Source organism: Rhodococcus sp. OK302 (assembly GCF_002245895.1).
Taxonomy (GTDB): Bacteria; Actinomycetota; Actinomycetes; order Mycobacteriales; family Mycobacteriaceae; genus Rhodococcus_F.
In genome coordinates, this window is the sequence record NZ_NPJZ01000001.1 from 5,051,535 (window position 1) to 5,068,044 (window position 16,510).

Annotated in this window: 15 protein-coding genes and 1 pseudogene; 3 read left to right on the plus strand and 13 right to left on the minus strand. The window is 62.5% G+C overall.

Features of this window, described 5'->3' with window-relative positions:
* Positions 1-10: 10 nt before the first annotated feature.
* The 5 genes and pseudogenes from BDB13_RS33640 to kdpF form a co-directional block, all read right to left on the minus strand.
* A pseudogene (locus BDB13_RS33640) lies at positions 11-921 on the minus strand (universal stress protein); the annotation flags it as partial.
* A 97-nt stretch (positions 922-1,018) separates the two neighbouring features.
* Entirely contained in the window at positions 1,019-1,669 is a 651-nt protein-coding gene (locus tag BDB13_RS23200; RefSeq protein WP_094273880.1) for a potassium-transporting ATPase subunit C, read from the minus strand.
* Between the two features lie 7 nt (positions 1,670-1,676).
* A complete protein-coding gene (gene kdpB, locus BDB13_RS23205) occupies positions 1,677-3,674 on the minus strand; it encodes a potassium-transporting ATPase subunit KdpB (protein ID WP_441347245.1) in 1,998 nt (665 codons plus the stop codon).
* Positions 3,675-3,769: 95 nt separating this feature from the next.
* Positions 3,770-5,455: a potassium-transporting ATPase subunit KdpA gene (kdpA, locus tag BDB13_RS23210; protein ID WP_094273882.1), complete on the minus strand. Its 1,686-nt coding sequence runs from the start codon at positions 5,453-5,455 to the stop codon at positions 3,770-3,772.
* Positions 5,455-5,553 (minus strand): K(+)-transporting ATPase subunit F, encoded by a 99-nt coding sequence (gene kdpF / locus BDB13_RS23215; RefSeq protein ID WP_094273883.1) that lies wholly within the window; start codon positions 5,551-5,553, stop codon positions 5,455-5,457. Before kdpF ends, kdpA begins: the two co-directional genes overlap by 1 nt.
* Before the next feature lie 339 nt (positions 5,554-5,892).
* Here kdpF and BDB13_RS23220 point away from each other — a divergent pair, with 339 nt between their 5' ends.
* The gene (locus BDB13_RS23220) at positions 5,893-7,326 is read left to right on the plus strand and encodes an amidase (protein ID WP_094273884.1); all 1,434 of its coding nucleotides are present in this window, start codon (positions 5,893-5,895) and stop codon (positions 7,324-7,326) included.
* Positions 7,323-7,883: a TetR/AcrR family transcriptional regulator gene (locus BDB13_RS23225; RefSeq protein ID WP_094273885.1), complete on the plus strand. Its 561-nt coding sequence runs from the start codon at positions 7,323-7,325 to the stop codon at positions 7,881-7,883. Before BDB13_RS23220 ends, BDB13_RS23225 begins: the two co-directional genes overlap by 4 nt.
* On the opposite strand, the gene era is transcribed toward BDB13_RS23225, so the two are convergent.
* From era to BDB13_RS23260, 7 genes are all read right to left on the minus strand, one after another.
* Entirely contained in the window at positions 7,880-8,797 is a 918-nt protein-coding gene (era, locus tag BDB13_RS23230) for a GTPase Era (protein ID WP_094273886.1), read from the minus strand. The two genes, BDB13_RS23225 and era, sit on opposite strands and share 4 nt — an antisense overlap.
* Positions 8,798-8,827: 30 nt before the next feature.
* Positions 8,828-10,132 carry a hemolysin family protein gene (locus BDB13_RS23235; protein ID WP_094273887.1) on the minus strand — a complete coding sequence of 435 codons (1,305 nt, stop codon included), beginning with the start codon at positions 10,130-10,132 and terminating at the stop codon, positions 8,828-8,830.
* A gap of 24 nt (positions 10,133-10,156) precedes the next feature.
* Complete coding sequence (gene ybeY, locus BDB13_RS23240) at positions 10,157-10,699, minus strand: rRNA maturation RNase YbeY (protein WP_094273888.1); 543 nt, start codon at positions 10,697-10,699, stop codon at positions 10,157-10,159.
* A 48-nt stretch (positions 10,700-10,747) separates the two neighbouring features.
* Entirely contained in the window at positions 10,748-11,836 is a 1,089-nt protein-coding gene (locus BDB13_RS23245; protein WP_441347208.1) for a PhoH family protein, read from the minus strand.
* Between the two features lie 248 nt (positions 11,837-12,084).
* A complete protein-coding gene (gene dmpG, locus BDB13_RS23250; protein ID WP_094273889.1) occupies positions 12,085-13,113 on the minus strand; it encodes a 4-hydroxy-2-oxovalerate aldolase in 1,029 nt (342 codons plus the stop codon).
* Positions 13,113-14,054: an acetaldehyde dehydrogenase (acetylating) gene (locus BDB13_RS23255; protein WP_094273890.1), complete on the minus strand. Its 942-nt coding sequence runs from the start codon at positions 14,052-14,054 to the stop codon at positions 13,113-13,115. The genes dmpG and BDB13_RS23255 overlap by 1 nt, the downstream gene beginning before the upstream one ends.
* On the minus strand, positions 14,051-14,878 hold the full coding sequence (locus BDB13_RS23260; RefSeq protein WP_094273891.1) for a 2-keto-4-pentenoate hydratase: 828 nt from the start codon (positions 14,876-14,878) through the stop codon (positions 14,051-14,053). The genes BDB13_RS23255 and BDB13_RS23260 overlap by 4 nt, the downstream gene beginning before the upstream one ends.
* A 70-nt stretch (positions 14,879-14,948) precedes the next feature.
* On the opposite strand from BDB13_RS23260, the gene BDB13_RS23265 reads away from it, so the two are divergent.
* The gene (locus tag BDB13_RS23265) at positions 14,949-15,710 is read left to right on the plus strand and encodes an IclR family transcriptional regulator (RefSeq protein WP_094273892.1); all 762 of its coding nucleotides are present in this window, start codon (positions 14,949-14,951) and stop codon (positions 15,708-15,710) included.
* A 17-nt stretch (positions 15,711-15,727) separates the two neighbouring features.
* Here BDB13_RS23265 and BDB13_RS23270 read toward each other — a convergent pair whose 3' ends face one another.
* On the minus strand, positions 15,728-16,501 hold the full coding sequence (locus BDB13_RS23270; RefSeq protein ID WP_094273893.1) for an alpha/beta hydrolase: 774 nt from the start codon (positions 16,499-16,501) through the stop codon (positions 15,728-15,730).
* Positions 16,502-16,510 lie beyond the last annotated feature (9 nt).

The following is a 16,510-nucleotide window of genomic DNA, read 5'->3' on the forward strand; positions in this document are numbered from 1 at the left end:
AGCGCGAGCGCCGCGATGTACCCAGGACCAGTTGGGTGGCGTTCTCCTCGCGAGCGAACTCGAGAAGCGTCGACGGCACGTCGTCGCCCACCACCGTGTGAAGTGTGGCGCCCACGCCGTTTGCCAGCGCTCGCACCTTCCCCATCTCCGGCGCCGAGACACCGGTGAGGCCGTCGCCGCGAACAACGTGGACCACCATCAGTTCCGCACTGGATTTCGAGGCAATTCGGGATGCGCGTCGTACGAGGGTTTCCGACTCCGGTCCCCCGGTCACTGCGACGACGACGCGTTCCCGCGCTTCCCAGGTATCGGTGATCTTGTTCTCGGCGCGATATTTCGCGAGTGCCGCGTCCACCTGATCCGCGACCCACAGGAGTGCGAGTTCACGTAGTGCCGTGAGGTTTCCGCGACGGAAGTAATTTCCGAGAGCCGCGTCGACACGTTCGGGTGAATACACGTTGCCGTGAGAGAGTCTGCGCCGCAGCGCTTCCGGAGTGATGTCGACGAGCTCTACCTGAGCGGCACTGCGCACGACGTCATCGGGAACGGTCTCTTGCTGCACCACACCGGTGATATGTGCGACGACGTCGTTGAGACTTTCGAGGTGTTGCACATTGACCGTCGACAGGACGTCGATTCCGGCGTCGAGCAGTTCCTGCACGTCCTGCCACCGCTTGTGGTTCTTGCTCCCCGGGTGTTGGTGTGCGCCAACTCATCGACCAATACCAACGACGGACGTCGCGCCAGGACAGCTTCGACGTCGAGTTCCGGCATCCGAGTCCCGCGATATTCCACCAACTTGGGCGCGATGATCTCCAGATCACCGATTTGCGCCGCTGTGCGGGCGCGGCCGTGTGTTTCCACAACGGCCGCAACCACGTCACAACCACGATCCCGACGACGATGAGCCTCGCCGAGCATCGCGAAGGTCTTTCCGACGCCGGGTGCAGCGCCGAGGTAGATGCGCAGCTCACCTCGCTTGCGCTTACCGACCTTCTCAGAAGAACTCACGTGACAATCATCCACCAGTAGACGGCGTGGCACACGCAGGTGCCGTTAATCCGAGCGCCAAATTCAGTTCGAGAACGTTGACGCGTTCCATACCCAGGAACCCCAGTTGGCGTCCGTCGGTGTGCTCCGCAACCAATGCTTTCACCTGGCCCTCGGACATCCCGTTGTTTGCAGCAACCCGGGGAACCTGCAGCAGCGCATATTCCGGGCTGATGTGCGGATCTATGCCCGACCCTGAACCTGTGACCGCGTCAACGGGAACCGACGCCGGGTCGACGCCTTCGCGGGCTGCAATAGCGGCTCGACGCTCGATGATGAAGCCGGCCAGGATCTCGCTGCTGGGCCCCTGATTGGACGGCAGCGCGGCGGCGGGATCGCCGGTGGCAAAAGGATCCTCGTCGGATACCGAGCCCACAACCCGGTTGTGGAAGAACGGATCCTGCTGACCTTCGGCAACCTGCGGATCAACACCCACCCAGGCGCTTCCCACAACACAACCCGACGCATCGGTGACTGGAGAACCTTCAGCCGATCCGGAACTGATTCGGCCCACTCCCCACACCGCGGCGGGATAAATCACGCCGAGAATCACAGTGAGAGCGAGCAAGACGAGTAGTCCCGCCCACGCCTGCTTGGCAAAACCGATAGTGAAACGCATGTCTATCTCACCCAATTCCGGGAATCAAACGAACAACAAGATCGATCAGCCAGATGCCGATGAACGGCGTGATCACACCACCGAGCCCGTAGACGAGCAGGTTGCGTCCGAGCAGCTTCGACGCCGTCGTCGGACGGTACCGAACGCCCTTGAGAGACAGCGGGATCAGCGCGATGATCACCAGCGCGTTGAAGATCACGGCGGAGACGATCGCCGACTCGGGCGTCGCCAGACGCATGATGTTCAACGCATCCAACTGCGGGTAAATGCCACTGAACAGTGCCGGCAGGATCGCAAAATACTTCGCGAGGTCGTTTGCCAGCGAGAACGTGGTCAGAGCGCCACGAGTGATCAGCAACTGCTTGCCAATTTCGACGATCTCGATCAGCTTGGTCGGGTCGGAATCGAGATCGACCATGTTGCCGGCTTCTTTTGCCGCCGACGTACCCGTGTTCATCGCGACGCCGACATCCGATTGTGCCAGTGCCGGAGCGTCATTGGTGCCGTCGCCGGTCATTGCGACCAGCCGGCCGCCTTCCTGCTCCTTGCGGATCAGCGCAAGCTTGTCCTCGGGAGTTGCCTCCGCCATGAAGTCGTCGACACCCGCTTGGTCGGCAATAGCCTTGGCAGTCATGGGATTGTCGCCGGTGATCATGATGGTGCGAATTCCCATGGCGCGCAGTTCTGCAAACCGCTCGGCCATCCCGGGCTTGACGACGTCCGACAGTGCGATGACGCCCAGAACCGAAGCTCTGCCACCTTCGTTGACCGCCACGACAAGCGGCGTTCCGCCGGCCTGCGCAATCTCGCTCACCGTATCGGTGACTGCAACTTCAGCCTTGCCACCGCCGAGAGTCACCCAATTCAATACTGCGTCGGATGCACCCTTACGAATTTCACGGCCCGGAAGGTCAAGTCCACTCATACGGGTCTGCGCGGTGAAGGGAACAAATTGTGCATTCTCCTCGCCGGAGGTGGGCTCGCTGGCCAGACCGAACTGCTCACCGCACAATTCGACGATGCTGCGACCTTCGGGGGTTCCGTCGGCCAGGCTCGACAACCGTGCTGCGGCAGCAAGATCGGCGGCTGAGACACCCGGAGCGGGGTGAAGTGCCGTCGCCCGGCGATTTCCGAACGTGATGGTGCCGGTCTTGTCCATCAACAGTGTGTCGATGTCGCCGGCAGCCTCCACCGCGCGGCCGGACATCGCCAGCACGTTGCGCTGCACCAGTCGGTCCATGCCCGCGATACCGATCGCGGAGAGGAGTGCACCGATCGTGGTCGGAATGAGGCAGACCAGAAGTGCGATCAGCTTGACCGGATCCTGCTCGTGTCCGGCGTACAGACCCATCGGACCGATGGCCACGACGGCCAGCAGGAAGATCAGGGTCAACGACGCGAGCAGAATGTTGAGCGCAATCTCGTTGGGTGTCTTCTGACGAGAAGCACCTTCAACCAGCGCGATCATCCGGTCGACAAACGACTGACCCGGTGCCGCAGTAATTTCCACGACAATGCGGTCGGAGAGAACCGTCGTACCGCCGGTGACGGCGCAACGGTCACCACCGGATTCCCGCACGACAGGCGCGGATTCACCGGTGATGGCGGACTCGTCCACCGACGCAATTCCTTCGACGACGTCGCCGTCGCCGGGGATGACCTCACCGGCCACCACGATCACGCGGTCACCGACCACCAGATCGGTACCGGATACCGATTCGATTGCGCCGCTCTGCGTGATTCGGTGGGCAGTGGTGTCCTGCTTCACCTTTCGCAGGCTGGCGGCCTGCGCTTTGCCACGTCCCTCGGCCACGGATTCGGCGAGGTTGGCAAAGATCACCGTGAACCAGAGCCACAGTGTGATCACCCAGGAGAACACCGACGGATCGGCGACGGCCATGAGCGTCGTGATGACGGAGCCGACGAACACCACGAACATCACGGGGTTACGCGCCAAATGCCGCGGGTCGAGCTTGCGTACTGCCCCAGGCAAGGCCGTAATCATCTGCCGAGGGTTGAAGGCGCCGGCCTTGACATGATGGCTCGAGCCTTCATTCTCGCCTTTGTCTGCCACTACAGGTTTCACTTCGGTGTGCACACTCATTGGAGAGCCTCCGCGATTGGGCCCAGTGCGAGGGCAGGGAAGAATGTCAGTGCGGCAACAAGAACGACGGTGCCGGTGAGAAGTCCGGTGAACATCGGTCCCGAGGTGGGCAGAGTGCCTGCCGTCGCGGCCACCTTCTTCTGCGACGCCAAGGCTCCGGCCAGAGCAAGCACGAAGATGATGGGCAGGAAGCGGCCCAGCAGCATGCAGATTCCGAGTGCAGACTGGAACCAGTCACTCGTGACGGTGAGGCCACCGAAGGCACTGCCGTTGTTGTTCGATGCCGACGCAAAGGCATAGAGCACTTCACTGAATCCGTGGATCGATCCCGGAGTCCCCGGGTCTCCCCCGTTGCCTTGGTATCCCAGCGTCGATCCGAGGATCACCGTGATGCCGGTGCCGATGAGGACCAGTGCCGGCATGACCAGTATCGACAGTGCGGCCAACGTAATTTCGCGTCGCCCGAGTTTCTTACCGAGGTACTCGGGGGTGCGGCCGACAAGGAGTCCACCGACAAACACTGCGATCAGTGCCATCACCAAGATGCCGTAGAGGCCGGTGCCGACGCCGCCGGGAGCGATCTCACCGAGCAGCATGTTCAGCAGAACCGCACCGCCACCGAGAGGCGACATGCTGTCGTGTGCTGAATTGACTGCGCCGGTAGATGTTCCGGTGGTTGCGACGGCAAACAGCGCAGACCCCGGAATGCCGAAGCGAACTTCCTTGCCTTCCATCATCGAACCGGCGGCAGTGGCGGCAACGCCACGAGCGCCTGACTCTGCGGCCAGCGTGACTGCGAGCAGTCCGCTCCACAGAATTCCCATCACGGCGAGCAAGGTCAGACCTTGACGACGGTCCGCGACCATCGTTCCGAAAGTCCTTGTCAGGCAGACGGGAATCAGCAGGATGGCCAGGATCTCGACGATATTGCTCAGTGGCGTCGGGTTCTCGAAGGGGTGCGCCGAGTTGGCGGCGAGGATTCCGCCACCGTTGGTGCCGAGTTCCTTGATCGCTTCCTGCGACGCAACCGGCGCCAGCGCGTTGGTGACGGAGTTGCCGTCGAGCCCGGTGGATGCAAATCCACTGTGGAAGGACTGGATGACGCCCTGGCTCAACAGGATCAACGCAATCACGAAGGCGAACGGCAACAGGATGCGCAAGCACCCACGGGTGAGGTCAACCCAGAAATTTCCGATCTCACCTCCCCGGGATACCCGAATGAAGCCACGCACCAAGGCAATCGCCACGGCCATACCGACGGCTGCCGAGACAAAGTTCTGCACGGCCAAACCGACGGGCTGAACAAAGTTGCTCATCGTCGTTTCGGGTGTGTACGACTGCCAGTTGGTATTGGCCACAAAGGAAATCGCGGTATTGAAGGCTACGGCGGGGCTGACCCCGGACAATCCGTCACTCAGGGGCAGCACACCCTGAATCCGCTGCAGGAAGTAGAGGAACAACGCACTTGCCAGCGAGAATCCCAACACACTGGCGGCGTATCCGTACCACGTCTGCTCGGCGCGCGAGTCGATCCTGCCGAGGCGGTAGATCACGCTCTCCACCCGCAGGTCACGAGTGGAGGTGTAGACGCGTGCCATGTAGTCGCCCACGGGGACGTAGGCGGCCGCCAGGACTACAAGCACAAAAGCAATCTGCAGGCCGGCTGCAAGAGCGGGCGACATCAGAACCTCTCAGGATCTATGAGTGCAACAAGAAGATAGATGACCAGTGCCGCGGCGACGGCAATCAGCAGGGCGCTGACAACGCCGGCGACGGTCATTTGGGAGCACTCGACTGCAGGGCGCGCAGAACCAGCGCACACACGAGAAAACCACCGAGAATCAGAGCAACGTAGGCCAGATCGGCCATGAGCTTCCCTCTTCGACATCGAAATCCGTGCTGCAGTACATCGCAGCCATGACGCACGGTCCTGGAAGACCCAGAAGACCGCGGGCGCTCCTCCAGCTTTGACCTCGAAAACCTGGCATTGACGCTCTCTGACGATCCGTTTACGCGGCGACCAGGCGTCTTGATGAGATCTTGACGCGAAAACGCTCATCCTCAATACTGAAATTCGTTACTGTTCGTTCGAACGAACAGTCAACCGAAAGGGAATGCGATGGCGTCAGGACCGCACACCGAACCGAGCTATGCCCCATCTCTGATCGATCAGGTGGCAAGTCTGGCGTCCGGCGCGACCACGTCCGTCGCCGCTACTACCGCGACACTCGACCGTATCGACGCGTCGCAGTCCACCTTGAACGCCTTCAAGATCGTCCGCCGGGAAAAGGCCCTCGAAGAAGCTGCCGACGCCGATCGTCGGCTGGCACTGGGCGAACGCCTCCCCCTGCTCGGTGTACCCATCGCAGTCAAGGATGACGTCGACATCGTCGGCGAGCCCACCGCATTCGGCTGCCCCGGCGAATTCCCCGCCAAGACAGAAGATTCCGAGATGGTTCGACGCCTCCGCGCCGCCGGCGCCGTGATCGTCGGCAAAACCAACAGTCCCGAACTGGGCCAGTGGCCGGTCACCAGTGGCAGCGCCTTCGGATACACCCTCAATCCGTGGTCGCAGCACCACACTCCCGGCGGCTCGTCCGGTGGCACCGCAGCCGCTGTTGCCGCCGGATTGGTCAGTGCCGGAATCGGTTCCGACGGTGCCGGTTCGATCCGCATCCCGGCTGCCTGGACCCATCTGGTGGGCATCAAACCACAACGAGGCCGCATTTCCACCTGGCCCGACGCCGAAGCGTTCTACGGCCTGACCGTCAACGGACCACTCGCCCGAACCGTCGCCGACGCGGCACTGCTCCTCGACGTTGCGGCCGGAAACCATGCGGGCGATCTGCACAGACCGGCGCCCGTGACCGTCAGCGATGCCGTCGGACGCGACCCGGGAAAGCTGAACATCGCACTGTCCCTGCGTAATCCGTTCACCGCAACCCCGGTCGCCCTCGACCCTGAGGTCCGCCGAGCGGTGTACTCTCTGGCTGACACTCTGCGCGGCCTCGGACATCGCGTCGTCGTGGACGATCCCGCGTACGGACTGGTATTCGGATTGAACTTTCTCCCACGCTCACTCGCCGGCGTGCACGAGTGGTTGCAGCGCCTCCCGGATCCGTCGCTGGCAGATCCCAGAACTCTCGGAAATGCGCAGAACGGCAAGCTACTTCGCGGTGCACCGCTTCGCGCGGCACGCGCTGCCGAACCTCGGATGCGTCGACGCATCGGAGCCATATTCGAGAAGTACGACGTCATCCTGGCACCCACCACCGCAACACCGCCGATCAAGGCAACCGCTATCGACGGCATCGGCGGTTGGGAAACCGACAAGGTGATGACCGGAGCCTGCCCCTACGCCTGGCCGTGGAATGTTCTCGGGTGGCCGTCGATCAGTGTTCCCGCCGGGTTCAGCAATGCCGGCCTGCCGATCGGCGCTCAGTTGATGGGCAACGAGAACACCGAACCGCTGTTGGTCTCCCTCGCAGCGCAATTGGAGTCGGTGCTGCGCTGGGATCAGGTTCGTCCCGAACCGTGGTGGCGAACCACATGAGCACACTCGATGTTCGCACCCGAATTCTCGATGCCGTTCTCCACATCGTCATCACCGACGGAATTGCCGGCGTCAGCAACAGGCGTATCGCCACCCAGGCCGGGGTGTCACTGGGATCGATCACTTACCATTTCCCGGCCCAGTCGGACATGCTGCGCGCCACGTTGTTCCGGTTCGTGACCGACGAAACCACACGCTTGCTCGCCCTGGCCGAGAAATACCGGTTCGCCGGATTGAGCGTCGAAGACGCTGCTGCCATGACCGAGAGTGTCGCGCGCGATCTTTCGTTCTCCGCCGAGCGGATAGCACCGTTCGAGATGTATATCGCCGCCGGGCGTGATCACGAACTGCGCCAGGTGGCGGTGGAATGCTTTGCCGCGTATGACAATCTGGCGGTCACGATCCTGACCGCACTCGGGGTACCCAATCCGCAGCCCGTCGCTGCCGCCATGGTCGCGTTGATTGCCGGCATCCAACTGAGACAGTTGGCAACAGGTATCGACGACCAGGACATCACGTCGTCGATCCTGTTGATCCTGCGGGGCGCTCTGCTCTAGAAGCCCAGCTTGCCCAGCTGCTTGGGATCGCGCTGCCAGTCCTTGGCAACCTTCACGTGCAGCTCGAGGAAGATCCGCACACCGAGCAACTTCTCGATCTGCAGGCGGGCGCTGGTTCCGACCTCACGCAGTCGGGCGCCGCCCTTACCGATGACGATGCCCTTCTGGCTGGGCCGCTCGACGTACAGCAGAGCGTGGACGTCGAGCAGTTCACCCTGCTTCTCGGTGCGGCCTTCACGCGCAATCACTTCTTCGATCACAACAGCGAGCGAGTGCGGCAGTTCTTCGCCGAGTCCCTCGAGTGCAGCCTCACGGATGAGTTCCGCCATGAGGACTTCTTCGGGCTCGTCGGTCAGTTCGCCGTCCGGGTAGAAGGCCGGGCCCTCGTCCATCAGGCTTGCCAGCACGTCAACGAGTATCTCGACCTGCTCGCCGGACTGTGCCGAGACCGGCACAACCTCGGATTCGGGACCGAGCAGTGTGGACAGTGCCAGCAACTGCTTGCCGACGTCGTCGCGGCTGACCTTGTCGATCTTGGTGACGATGCCGACCAGCTTGGTCTTGGGTGCCATCTGACGGATCTGCTGCAGGATCCAGCGGTCGCCGGGACCGATGGTCTCGTCGGCCGGGATGCACAGGCAGATGACGTCGACCTCGGAGTACGTATCGCGCACCAGGTCGTTGAGTCGCTGACCGAGCAGGGTTCGCGGCTTGTGCAGGCCCGGTGTGTCCACCAGGATCAGCTGCGCATGGTCGCGGTGCACGATTCCACGGATAGTGTGGCGCGTCGTCTGCGGCCGTGACGAGGTGATGGCCACCTTGGCGCCGACCAACGCATTGGTCAGCGTGGACTTACCGGTGTTGGGACGGCCCACAAAACATACGAACCCGGACCGGAATTCCTTTTTACTCATACTCGTACCACTCCTCGTTGAACTTCTCGCTCAGTCATCGTTGTGTTCTTTTTCTTCGTTTTCCGAGCGAGGCGCACGCTGCACGAAAACCGTGCTGATGCGTACCCGTCCACGACCGGTGTTGGTTCCTTCGCCGCGCAATATCAAGCCGTCGTACTCCACCTCGGACCCGGGCAGCGGCACCCGGCCCAGCACGTAACCGATCAGACCGCCGACGGTTTCGACCTCGTCGTTCTCGAGTTCGAGATCGAACAGTTCGCCGAGATCCTCGATAGGCAGTCTCGCCGAAACCCGGAACATTCCGTCGCCAAGATCTTCGACGGGTGGTGTCTCGTCCTCGTCGTACTCGTCGGCGATTTCACCGACGATTTCTTCGATGACGTCCTCGATGGTGGCGAGTCCCGCGATTCCGCCGTACTCGTCGACAAGAATCGCCATGTGGTTTCGATCCCGCTGCATCTCGGAGAGCATGCTGTCGAGTGGTTTCGAGTCCGGCACGAAAACCGCCGGGCGCATGACGTCGCAGACGTTGACGCTTCGCCCACCGTCAGGCAGGTGGTACGTCTGCTTCACCAAATCCTTGAGGTAGACGACACCGAGAACGTCGTCGACATTTTCACCGATGACAGGCAACCGCGAATGTCCGCTGCGCACTGCCAATGACGTTGCCTGCCCGGCACTCTTGTCACTTTCGATCCAGACCATGTCGGTGCGCGGCACCATTACTTCGCGTGCCGACGTGTCTCCGAGATCGAAGACCGACTGGATCATCCGACGCTCTTCGTCGTCCACGACGCCGCGTGCCTGGGCCATGTCCACGAGTTCGCGCAGTTCAATTTCGGACGCGAACGGGCCGTTGCGAAATCCCTTACCCGGTGTCAGCGCGTTACCCAGAAGAATCAGGATTCGGCTGATCGGGCCGAGCAGAACACCGATCCACAAGAGCGGCAATGACGCAGTCAAAGCGATGGAGTACGCGTGCTGACGACCGAGAGTCCTCGGCCCGACACCGATCACGACGTACGAGACCAACACCATGATGACGGCCGTGGTTGTCAGAGCCCACCCCATCGACATCACTCCGATGAGCCCGCCGGCCAACACGACCGTCGCGGTGATCTCGCACAGAATGCGAAGCAGCACCATCAGGTTCACGTACCGCGGGCGATCGTTGAGGATGCGTTGCACGCGAGCGGCGCCGGCTCGCTCTTCCTTGGCCATCTCGTCGATACGCGCCGACGAGATGGTGTTGAGCGCGGAATCCACGGCGGCAAATATTCCGCCGACAGGGACCAGCGCAACCGCCAGGACAAAGAGCGCGATGGCGCTACTCACTACGCAACCCCCGCGAGAATATGATTATCGGTCCGCGCCGTCGACGAACCCGGTCTTGCCGAGCAACTTCTGATCACGTTCGGCCATCGCAGCTTCGCGGTCGATACGACGCAGGTCTTCGTACCATTCTTCGAGGAGGCTGTTCTGTAGTCCGAACATCTCCTTCTCTTCTTCCGGCTCGGCATGGTCGTAGCCGAGCAGGTGCAGCACGCCGTGAACGGTCAGCAGCGCAAGTTCGTGGGCAAGTGGATGCCCGGCCTTGTCTGCCTGATCGGCCGCGAACGACGGGCACAGGACGATATCGCCGAGCATGGACGGTCCGGGCTCCGGAGAGTCCGGACGTCCACCGGGCTCGAGTTCGTCCATCGGGAAGGACATGACATCTGTCGGGCCGGGCAGATCCATCCACCGGACGTGCAGATCCGCCATGGTCGCGGAGTCGACGAGAACCATCGACAGCTCGGCCGCTGGATGGACATCCATCCGAGCGATCACGAAACGGGCAACGCTGATCAACTCCGGTTCGGAGATGTCCATGCCCGATTCGTTCGAGACCTCGATGCTCATGTGCGACGCTCTTTCCTGGGAAAAGTAGGGGTTGGTGCGTCGCTCAGCCTACCGTCGAGGTGAATGAGCATGCGCAGCGCGGCGCTGCGCCCGATTACCGAACGTCGCTTCCCTGTCGTGATCGGACTCGTGGCGCTCGTAGGCGTCGACGATGTCCGCGACCAATCGGTGACGCACTACGTCACTGCTGTCGAGCTTCGCGAAATGAATATCGTCGATGCCCGTGAGGATTTCGGCAGCGGCCCGCAGACCGGAGCGCGCTCCACCCGGCAGGTCGACCTGGGTGACGTCGCCGGTAACCACGATCTTGGAACCGAATCCGAGGCGTGTGAGGAACATCTTCATCTGCTCGGCCGTAGTGTTCTGCGCCTCGTCCAGGATGATGAATGCGTCGTTGAGTGTGCGACCGCGCATGTACGCGAGCGGCGCAACCTCGATGACTCCGGAGGCCATCAACTTGGGGATCGCTTCGAGATCCATCATGTCGTGCAACGCATCGTGCAGGGGACGCAGATACGGGTCGATTTTCTCGTGCAGGGTGCCGGGCAGGAAGCCCAACCGCTCGCCCGCCTCGACTGCCGGCCGGGTCAAGATGATGCGCGAAACCTGCTTGGATTGGAGTGCCTGCACGGCCTTGGCCATCGCCAGGTATGTCTTGCCGGTACCGGCGGGTCCGATTCCGAAAACGATGGTGTTCTCGTCGATGGCATCGACGTATCGCTTCTGATTGAGGGTCTTGGGCCGAATCGTCTTGCCGCGACGCGAGAGGATATCGAGGGAAAGCACCTCGGCCGGAGATTCACCGACAGGGTGGGTGAGCATTCCGACGGTTCGACGAACGGCGTCGGGCGCAAGAGGTTGGCCACGTCCGGCGAGTGAAGCCAATTCCCCGAACACTCGCTCGGCGAGCGCGACATCGGCGGGGGTACCCGACAACGTGACAGTTCCGCCGCGAACGTGGATATCAGCACCGAGCACATGCTCGAGTGCGGTCAGATTTTCGTCAGTCGACCCCAGGATCTGACGCACCGTCTCCGGCGCCAAGTCAATGCTCGATCGGACAGTGCGCTCTGCAGGCAAAGCGCGCTCGGTAACGATGGTTGCACGGTTCCTGCCGAATTCACTGTGTTCACTCACGTGGAGAATCTGGCCTGCTTCCTGGTCCGAAAGTGCCCACTCGACTCGTGAGCATCGATACTTCGAAGTCTAGCGCCGGAGTCCGACACGGCCCACTTGTTAATCCGCGAGCTGAACGGACAGGTGCGATTCTCGGACCCAATTTGCGGTCTCGGCAACAACCTTTGCTCCACGGTCCGGGGCCTTAGCCAGGAAACAGCTCGGGCGCTGTGACCGTCACGGTCACAGCGCCCGAAGATTTAACAATGTCAAGCAGATTCGCGGTCACGCTCGGCTGCGAGTGTGAGCGCGATGTCGACGATCATGTCTTCCTGTCCGCCGACCAAGCGACGCTTACCGGCCTCGAGCAGGAGGGTGCGAACGTCGATACCGTAGCGCTCCGACGCAGTCTCCGCGTGACGGAGGAAGCTCGAGTACACACCGGCATAACCCAACGTGAGGGTCTCGCGGTCGACGCGAACCGGCCGGTCCTGCAGCGGGCGGACGATGTCGTCGGCAGCATCCTGCAGAGCGAACAGGTCGCAGCCGTGCTCCCACTCCTCGATGTTGGCGACGGCAATGAAAGCCTCGAGCGGGCAGTTGCCGGCTCCGGCACCGTGGCCGGCGAGCGACGCATCAACGCGGGTGACGCCGTTCTGCACTGCCACAACAGAATTGGCAACCGACAGCGAGAGGTTCTCGTGTGCGTGGATACCGATTTCGGTGCCCTCGTCGAGAATATCGCGGTACGCGCGAACGCGGTCCGCGACGTCGTTCATCACCAGACGTCCACCCGAGTCGGTGACGTAGACGCAGTGCGCGCCGTACGACTCCATCAGCTTGGCCTGCTTTGCCAGCTCCTCTGCCGGAGCCATGTGGCTCATCATGAGGAAGCCGGAAACATCCATGCCCATTTCGCGGGCGGTCTCGATGTGCTGTGCGGAAACGTCGGCTTCGGTGCAGTGAGTCGCGACGCGGACCGAGCGAACACCCAGGTCGTAAGCCTGCTTGAGGTCACGGACAGTGCCGACGCCCGGCAGCAGCAGCGTGGTGAGGCGGGCATGCTCGAGCGCGTCGGCGGCTGCCTCGATCCACTCCCAGTCGGTGTGCGATCCGGGACCGTAGTTGACTGATCCACCGGCCAGACCGTCACCGTGAGCGACCTCGATCGCGTCGACGCCGGCAGCGTCGAGCGCCGTGACGATCCGCTTGACGTCGGTCGGTGAAATGCGGTGCCGCACAGCATGCATGCCGTCGCGGAGAGTGACGTCCTGGACGAAGATCTTACGGTTGCTCATCAGTTTGCTGCTTTCTGCTGTGCGATGCGCTCGGCGATCTGCATTCCAGCGGACGTCATGATGTCGAGGTTGCCCGCGTAGGCAGGCAGGTAGTGCGCGGCACCTTCGACTTCGAGGAACACCGACACCTGGTGGGTCGGACGGTTACCGTCGGCGAGCAGAGTCTCGACCGGCTGGTCAGCCGGGATCTCGGTGATCTGGACTTGCTGCTTGAGACGGTAGCCCGGCACATAAGCCGAAACGTCGCCGACCATCTTCTCGATCGACTGACGGATCTCCTCGTGAACAGCCGGATCCGGGGCGTCGACGAGACAGAAGACGGTGTCGCGCATGATCAACGGCGGCTCAGCCGGGTTGAGAATGATGACAGCCTTGCCGCGGCGCGCTCCGCCGACGGCCACAATCGCCTCGGACGTGGTCTCGGTGAACTCGTCGATGTTGGCTCGTGTGCCGGGGCCGGCAGACTTGGAGGCGATGGATGCAACGATCTCCGCGTATGCCACCGGGACCACCCGTGCGACGGCCGCGACCATCGGGATCGTGGCCTGGCCGCCACACGTAACCATGTTCACGTTGGGCGCGTCCAGGTGCTCGTCCGCGTTGACGGCCGGCACGACGTACGGGCCGATCGCGGCGGGAGTCAGGTCGATCATGCGCTTGCCGAACGGCGCCAGACGCGCATTGTTGGCGACGTGTGCCTTCGCGGACGTCGCGTCGAAAACGATTTCGATCTCGTCGAAGTTGGGCATCGCGACGAGTCCCTCGACACCCTCCGCCGTGATCGGCACGTTCAGGCGCGCCGCGCGGGCGAGTCCGTCCGACGCCGGATCGATGCCGACCATGGCACCCATCTCGAGGTAGTCGGAATTACGCAGCACCTTGATCATCAGATCGGTGCCGATGTTGCCCGATCCGATGATCGCGACCTTGACCTTGCTCATGCGTTGTCTCCTTCGCTGGAAAAGCTGGTGGTGACCGGTTCGAATCCGGTTACGTTGACGGTGACGGAATTTCCGGCCCCGACCGGTGCCATCGGGCCGAGTGCACCGGAGAGAATGACCTGGCCGGCGGTCAGGGGCTGACCGAGATCCCGGGCGGTGCGGGCGAGCCACACCACTGCCTCGATCGGATCGCCCAAGCACGCGGTTCCGACGCCGGTGGACACCTCGACACCGTCGACGGTCATGGACATGACAACCTCGGAAGGTTCGACCTCGGCGAGCGTGCGACGCTGCGTTCCGAGGACGTACACGCCGGAGGACGCATTGTCCGCGACCGTGTCACCGAACTTGATGTCCCAGTTCTCGATCCGGCTGTCGCAAATTTCGATTGCTGCGACGGAGTATTCGATCGCGTCGCGGACCTGGGCGTGGTCGAGCGGTCCGTCCACGAGGTCGGCACCGAGCACGAAGGCTACTTCGGCCTCGACCTTGGGCTGAATCAGGCGATCCATGGGAATCACGCCGCCGGCGGGGAACTCCATGTCGGCGTACAGGACTCCGAGGTCAGGCTGGTCGACACCGAGTTGCTGCTGGACGGCCACCGAGGTCAGGCCGATTTTGCGACCGACTACGACGGCGCCCGCGTTCCGACGAATTTCGTCGACACCGCGTTGCACGGCGTATGCGGCGACGAGGTCTTCGCTGCCGATCAGGTCCCGGATGGGTGCACAGGGCACACCAGTCGAGATGGCAGTCGCGAGGCGATCCGCGGCAGCGGCGATGTCGGCTTCGCTCGCTGTACTGGTGTTGGAGGGCTGGCTCATGACACCTATATTTCAGGCTCCCTACCCGTCGGCGCCAGGCTATCGTCTCGCTCAGCGATACGATCGACGAATGACCGATGGCGCGAACCTCGACACAGTGCTCGGCAAAGCCGTGACAATCCTGCGCGCCTTCCGGCCCGACGACCACGTTTTGGCTCTCGCCACCCTGGTCCAGCGGACCGGGTTGCACAAAGCGACTGTGCATCGCCTCGCCAATGAACTGGTCGCGAACCGGCTACTCGATCGCATCGACGGCGGCTACCGCCTGAGCGGTGGTTTGTTCGAACTCGGCATGCTCGCATCGCTCGAGCGCAGCCTCTTGGAAATGGCGATGCCGTTCCTGCAGGATCTGTACGAGCGAACCCACGAAACCGTGCACCTCGGGGTACGTGACGGTCACGACGTCATGTACATCGCGAAGATCGGCGGACACCGCCAAGTCAACTCGCCGTCCCGCACCGGTGGACGAATCCCGTTATATTGCACGGCAATCGGAAAAGCGCTGCTTGCGTACGCCGACGCGGACTTTCGCCATGAAGTGCTGTCGACACCGATGGTCCGACGTACCCCTCACACGATCGTCGCCCCCGGCATCCTCAACAGCCAACTGGACAAAATCGTCGAGACCGGAGTCGCCTTCGAGCGCGAGGAATCGAAGCAGGGCATCGCGTGCGTCGCCGCTCCTGTCTTCGGAGCCAACGGCAAACTTGTTGCCGCGATCAGTGTCACCGGCCCCACGAGTCGGTTTCGACCCGAAAGTCAGGTCGCCGTCGTCCGCGCGGCCGCCGAGGGTTTGCACAACACAATGGATCGCCGCGAGCGACTCAGATAGGAGCGCGAACGGCCCGCTCAACTCGTGACGGCAGCTGAATCCTCGGAGCGAGCAAGGACCGCATCGCGAGAAACTCGCCAACTCTGCGTTGTCGGTGACAGAAACGCATCGTGCCCTTCACCCTCGATTACATGCAGCGACACCGGATCACCAACAGCCTCGGCGGCTTTCACATACCGCGCACTGACCTTCGCCGGCACCTGCAGGTCATCCGCACCCGTTACACAGAGAACCGGCACACCGATCGGCAACCGATGCTGCGGTGACGCACTGCGATACAGATCAGGATCCGATTCGAACGGAATCCCGAAAAGGTCCTCGATGTAGCTGATGCGTCGACCCCGCTCGGCCGCCGACGCCAGATCCAGTGCGGCGGCTTGGGCAACAACCCTCTCCGGGCGCGCAAATACGTCCTTCTCCCCCGCCAACCAGACCGCAAGATGACCGCCGGCCGAGTGCCCGACCAGACGAACCTGCGCCAGGTCGAAATCCACCGCGGAAGCCTCGGCAACGATCCCGGGAATGGCTTCGTACGCGGCCTTCACATCGGCCGACATCTCCGGCCAGCCACCACCCGCCCCGAGACGTCGGTACTCGATATTCCAGACAGCCACTCCGCTACGAGCGAGTTCGACGGCAAATGCGGTGCCGAGACTCAGGCTGTATTGCCCACTCCAGAATCCGCCGTGGATAGCCATGACCACCGGGACCGGACCGTCTGCACTGTCGGGAACATAGAGATGCCCGAACTGCTGGTCATGAGAACCGTAGGAAATCTTGAGGCGAGGCACAGAGAAAAT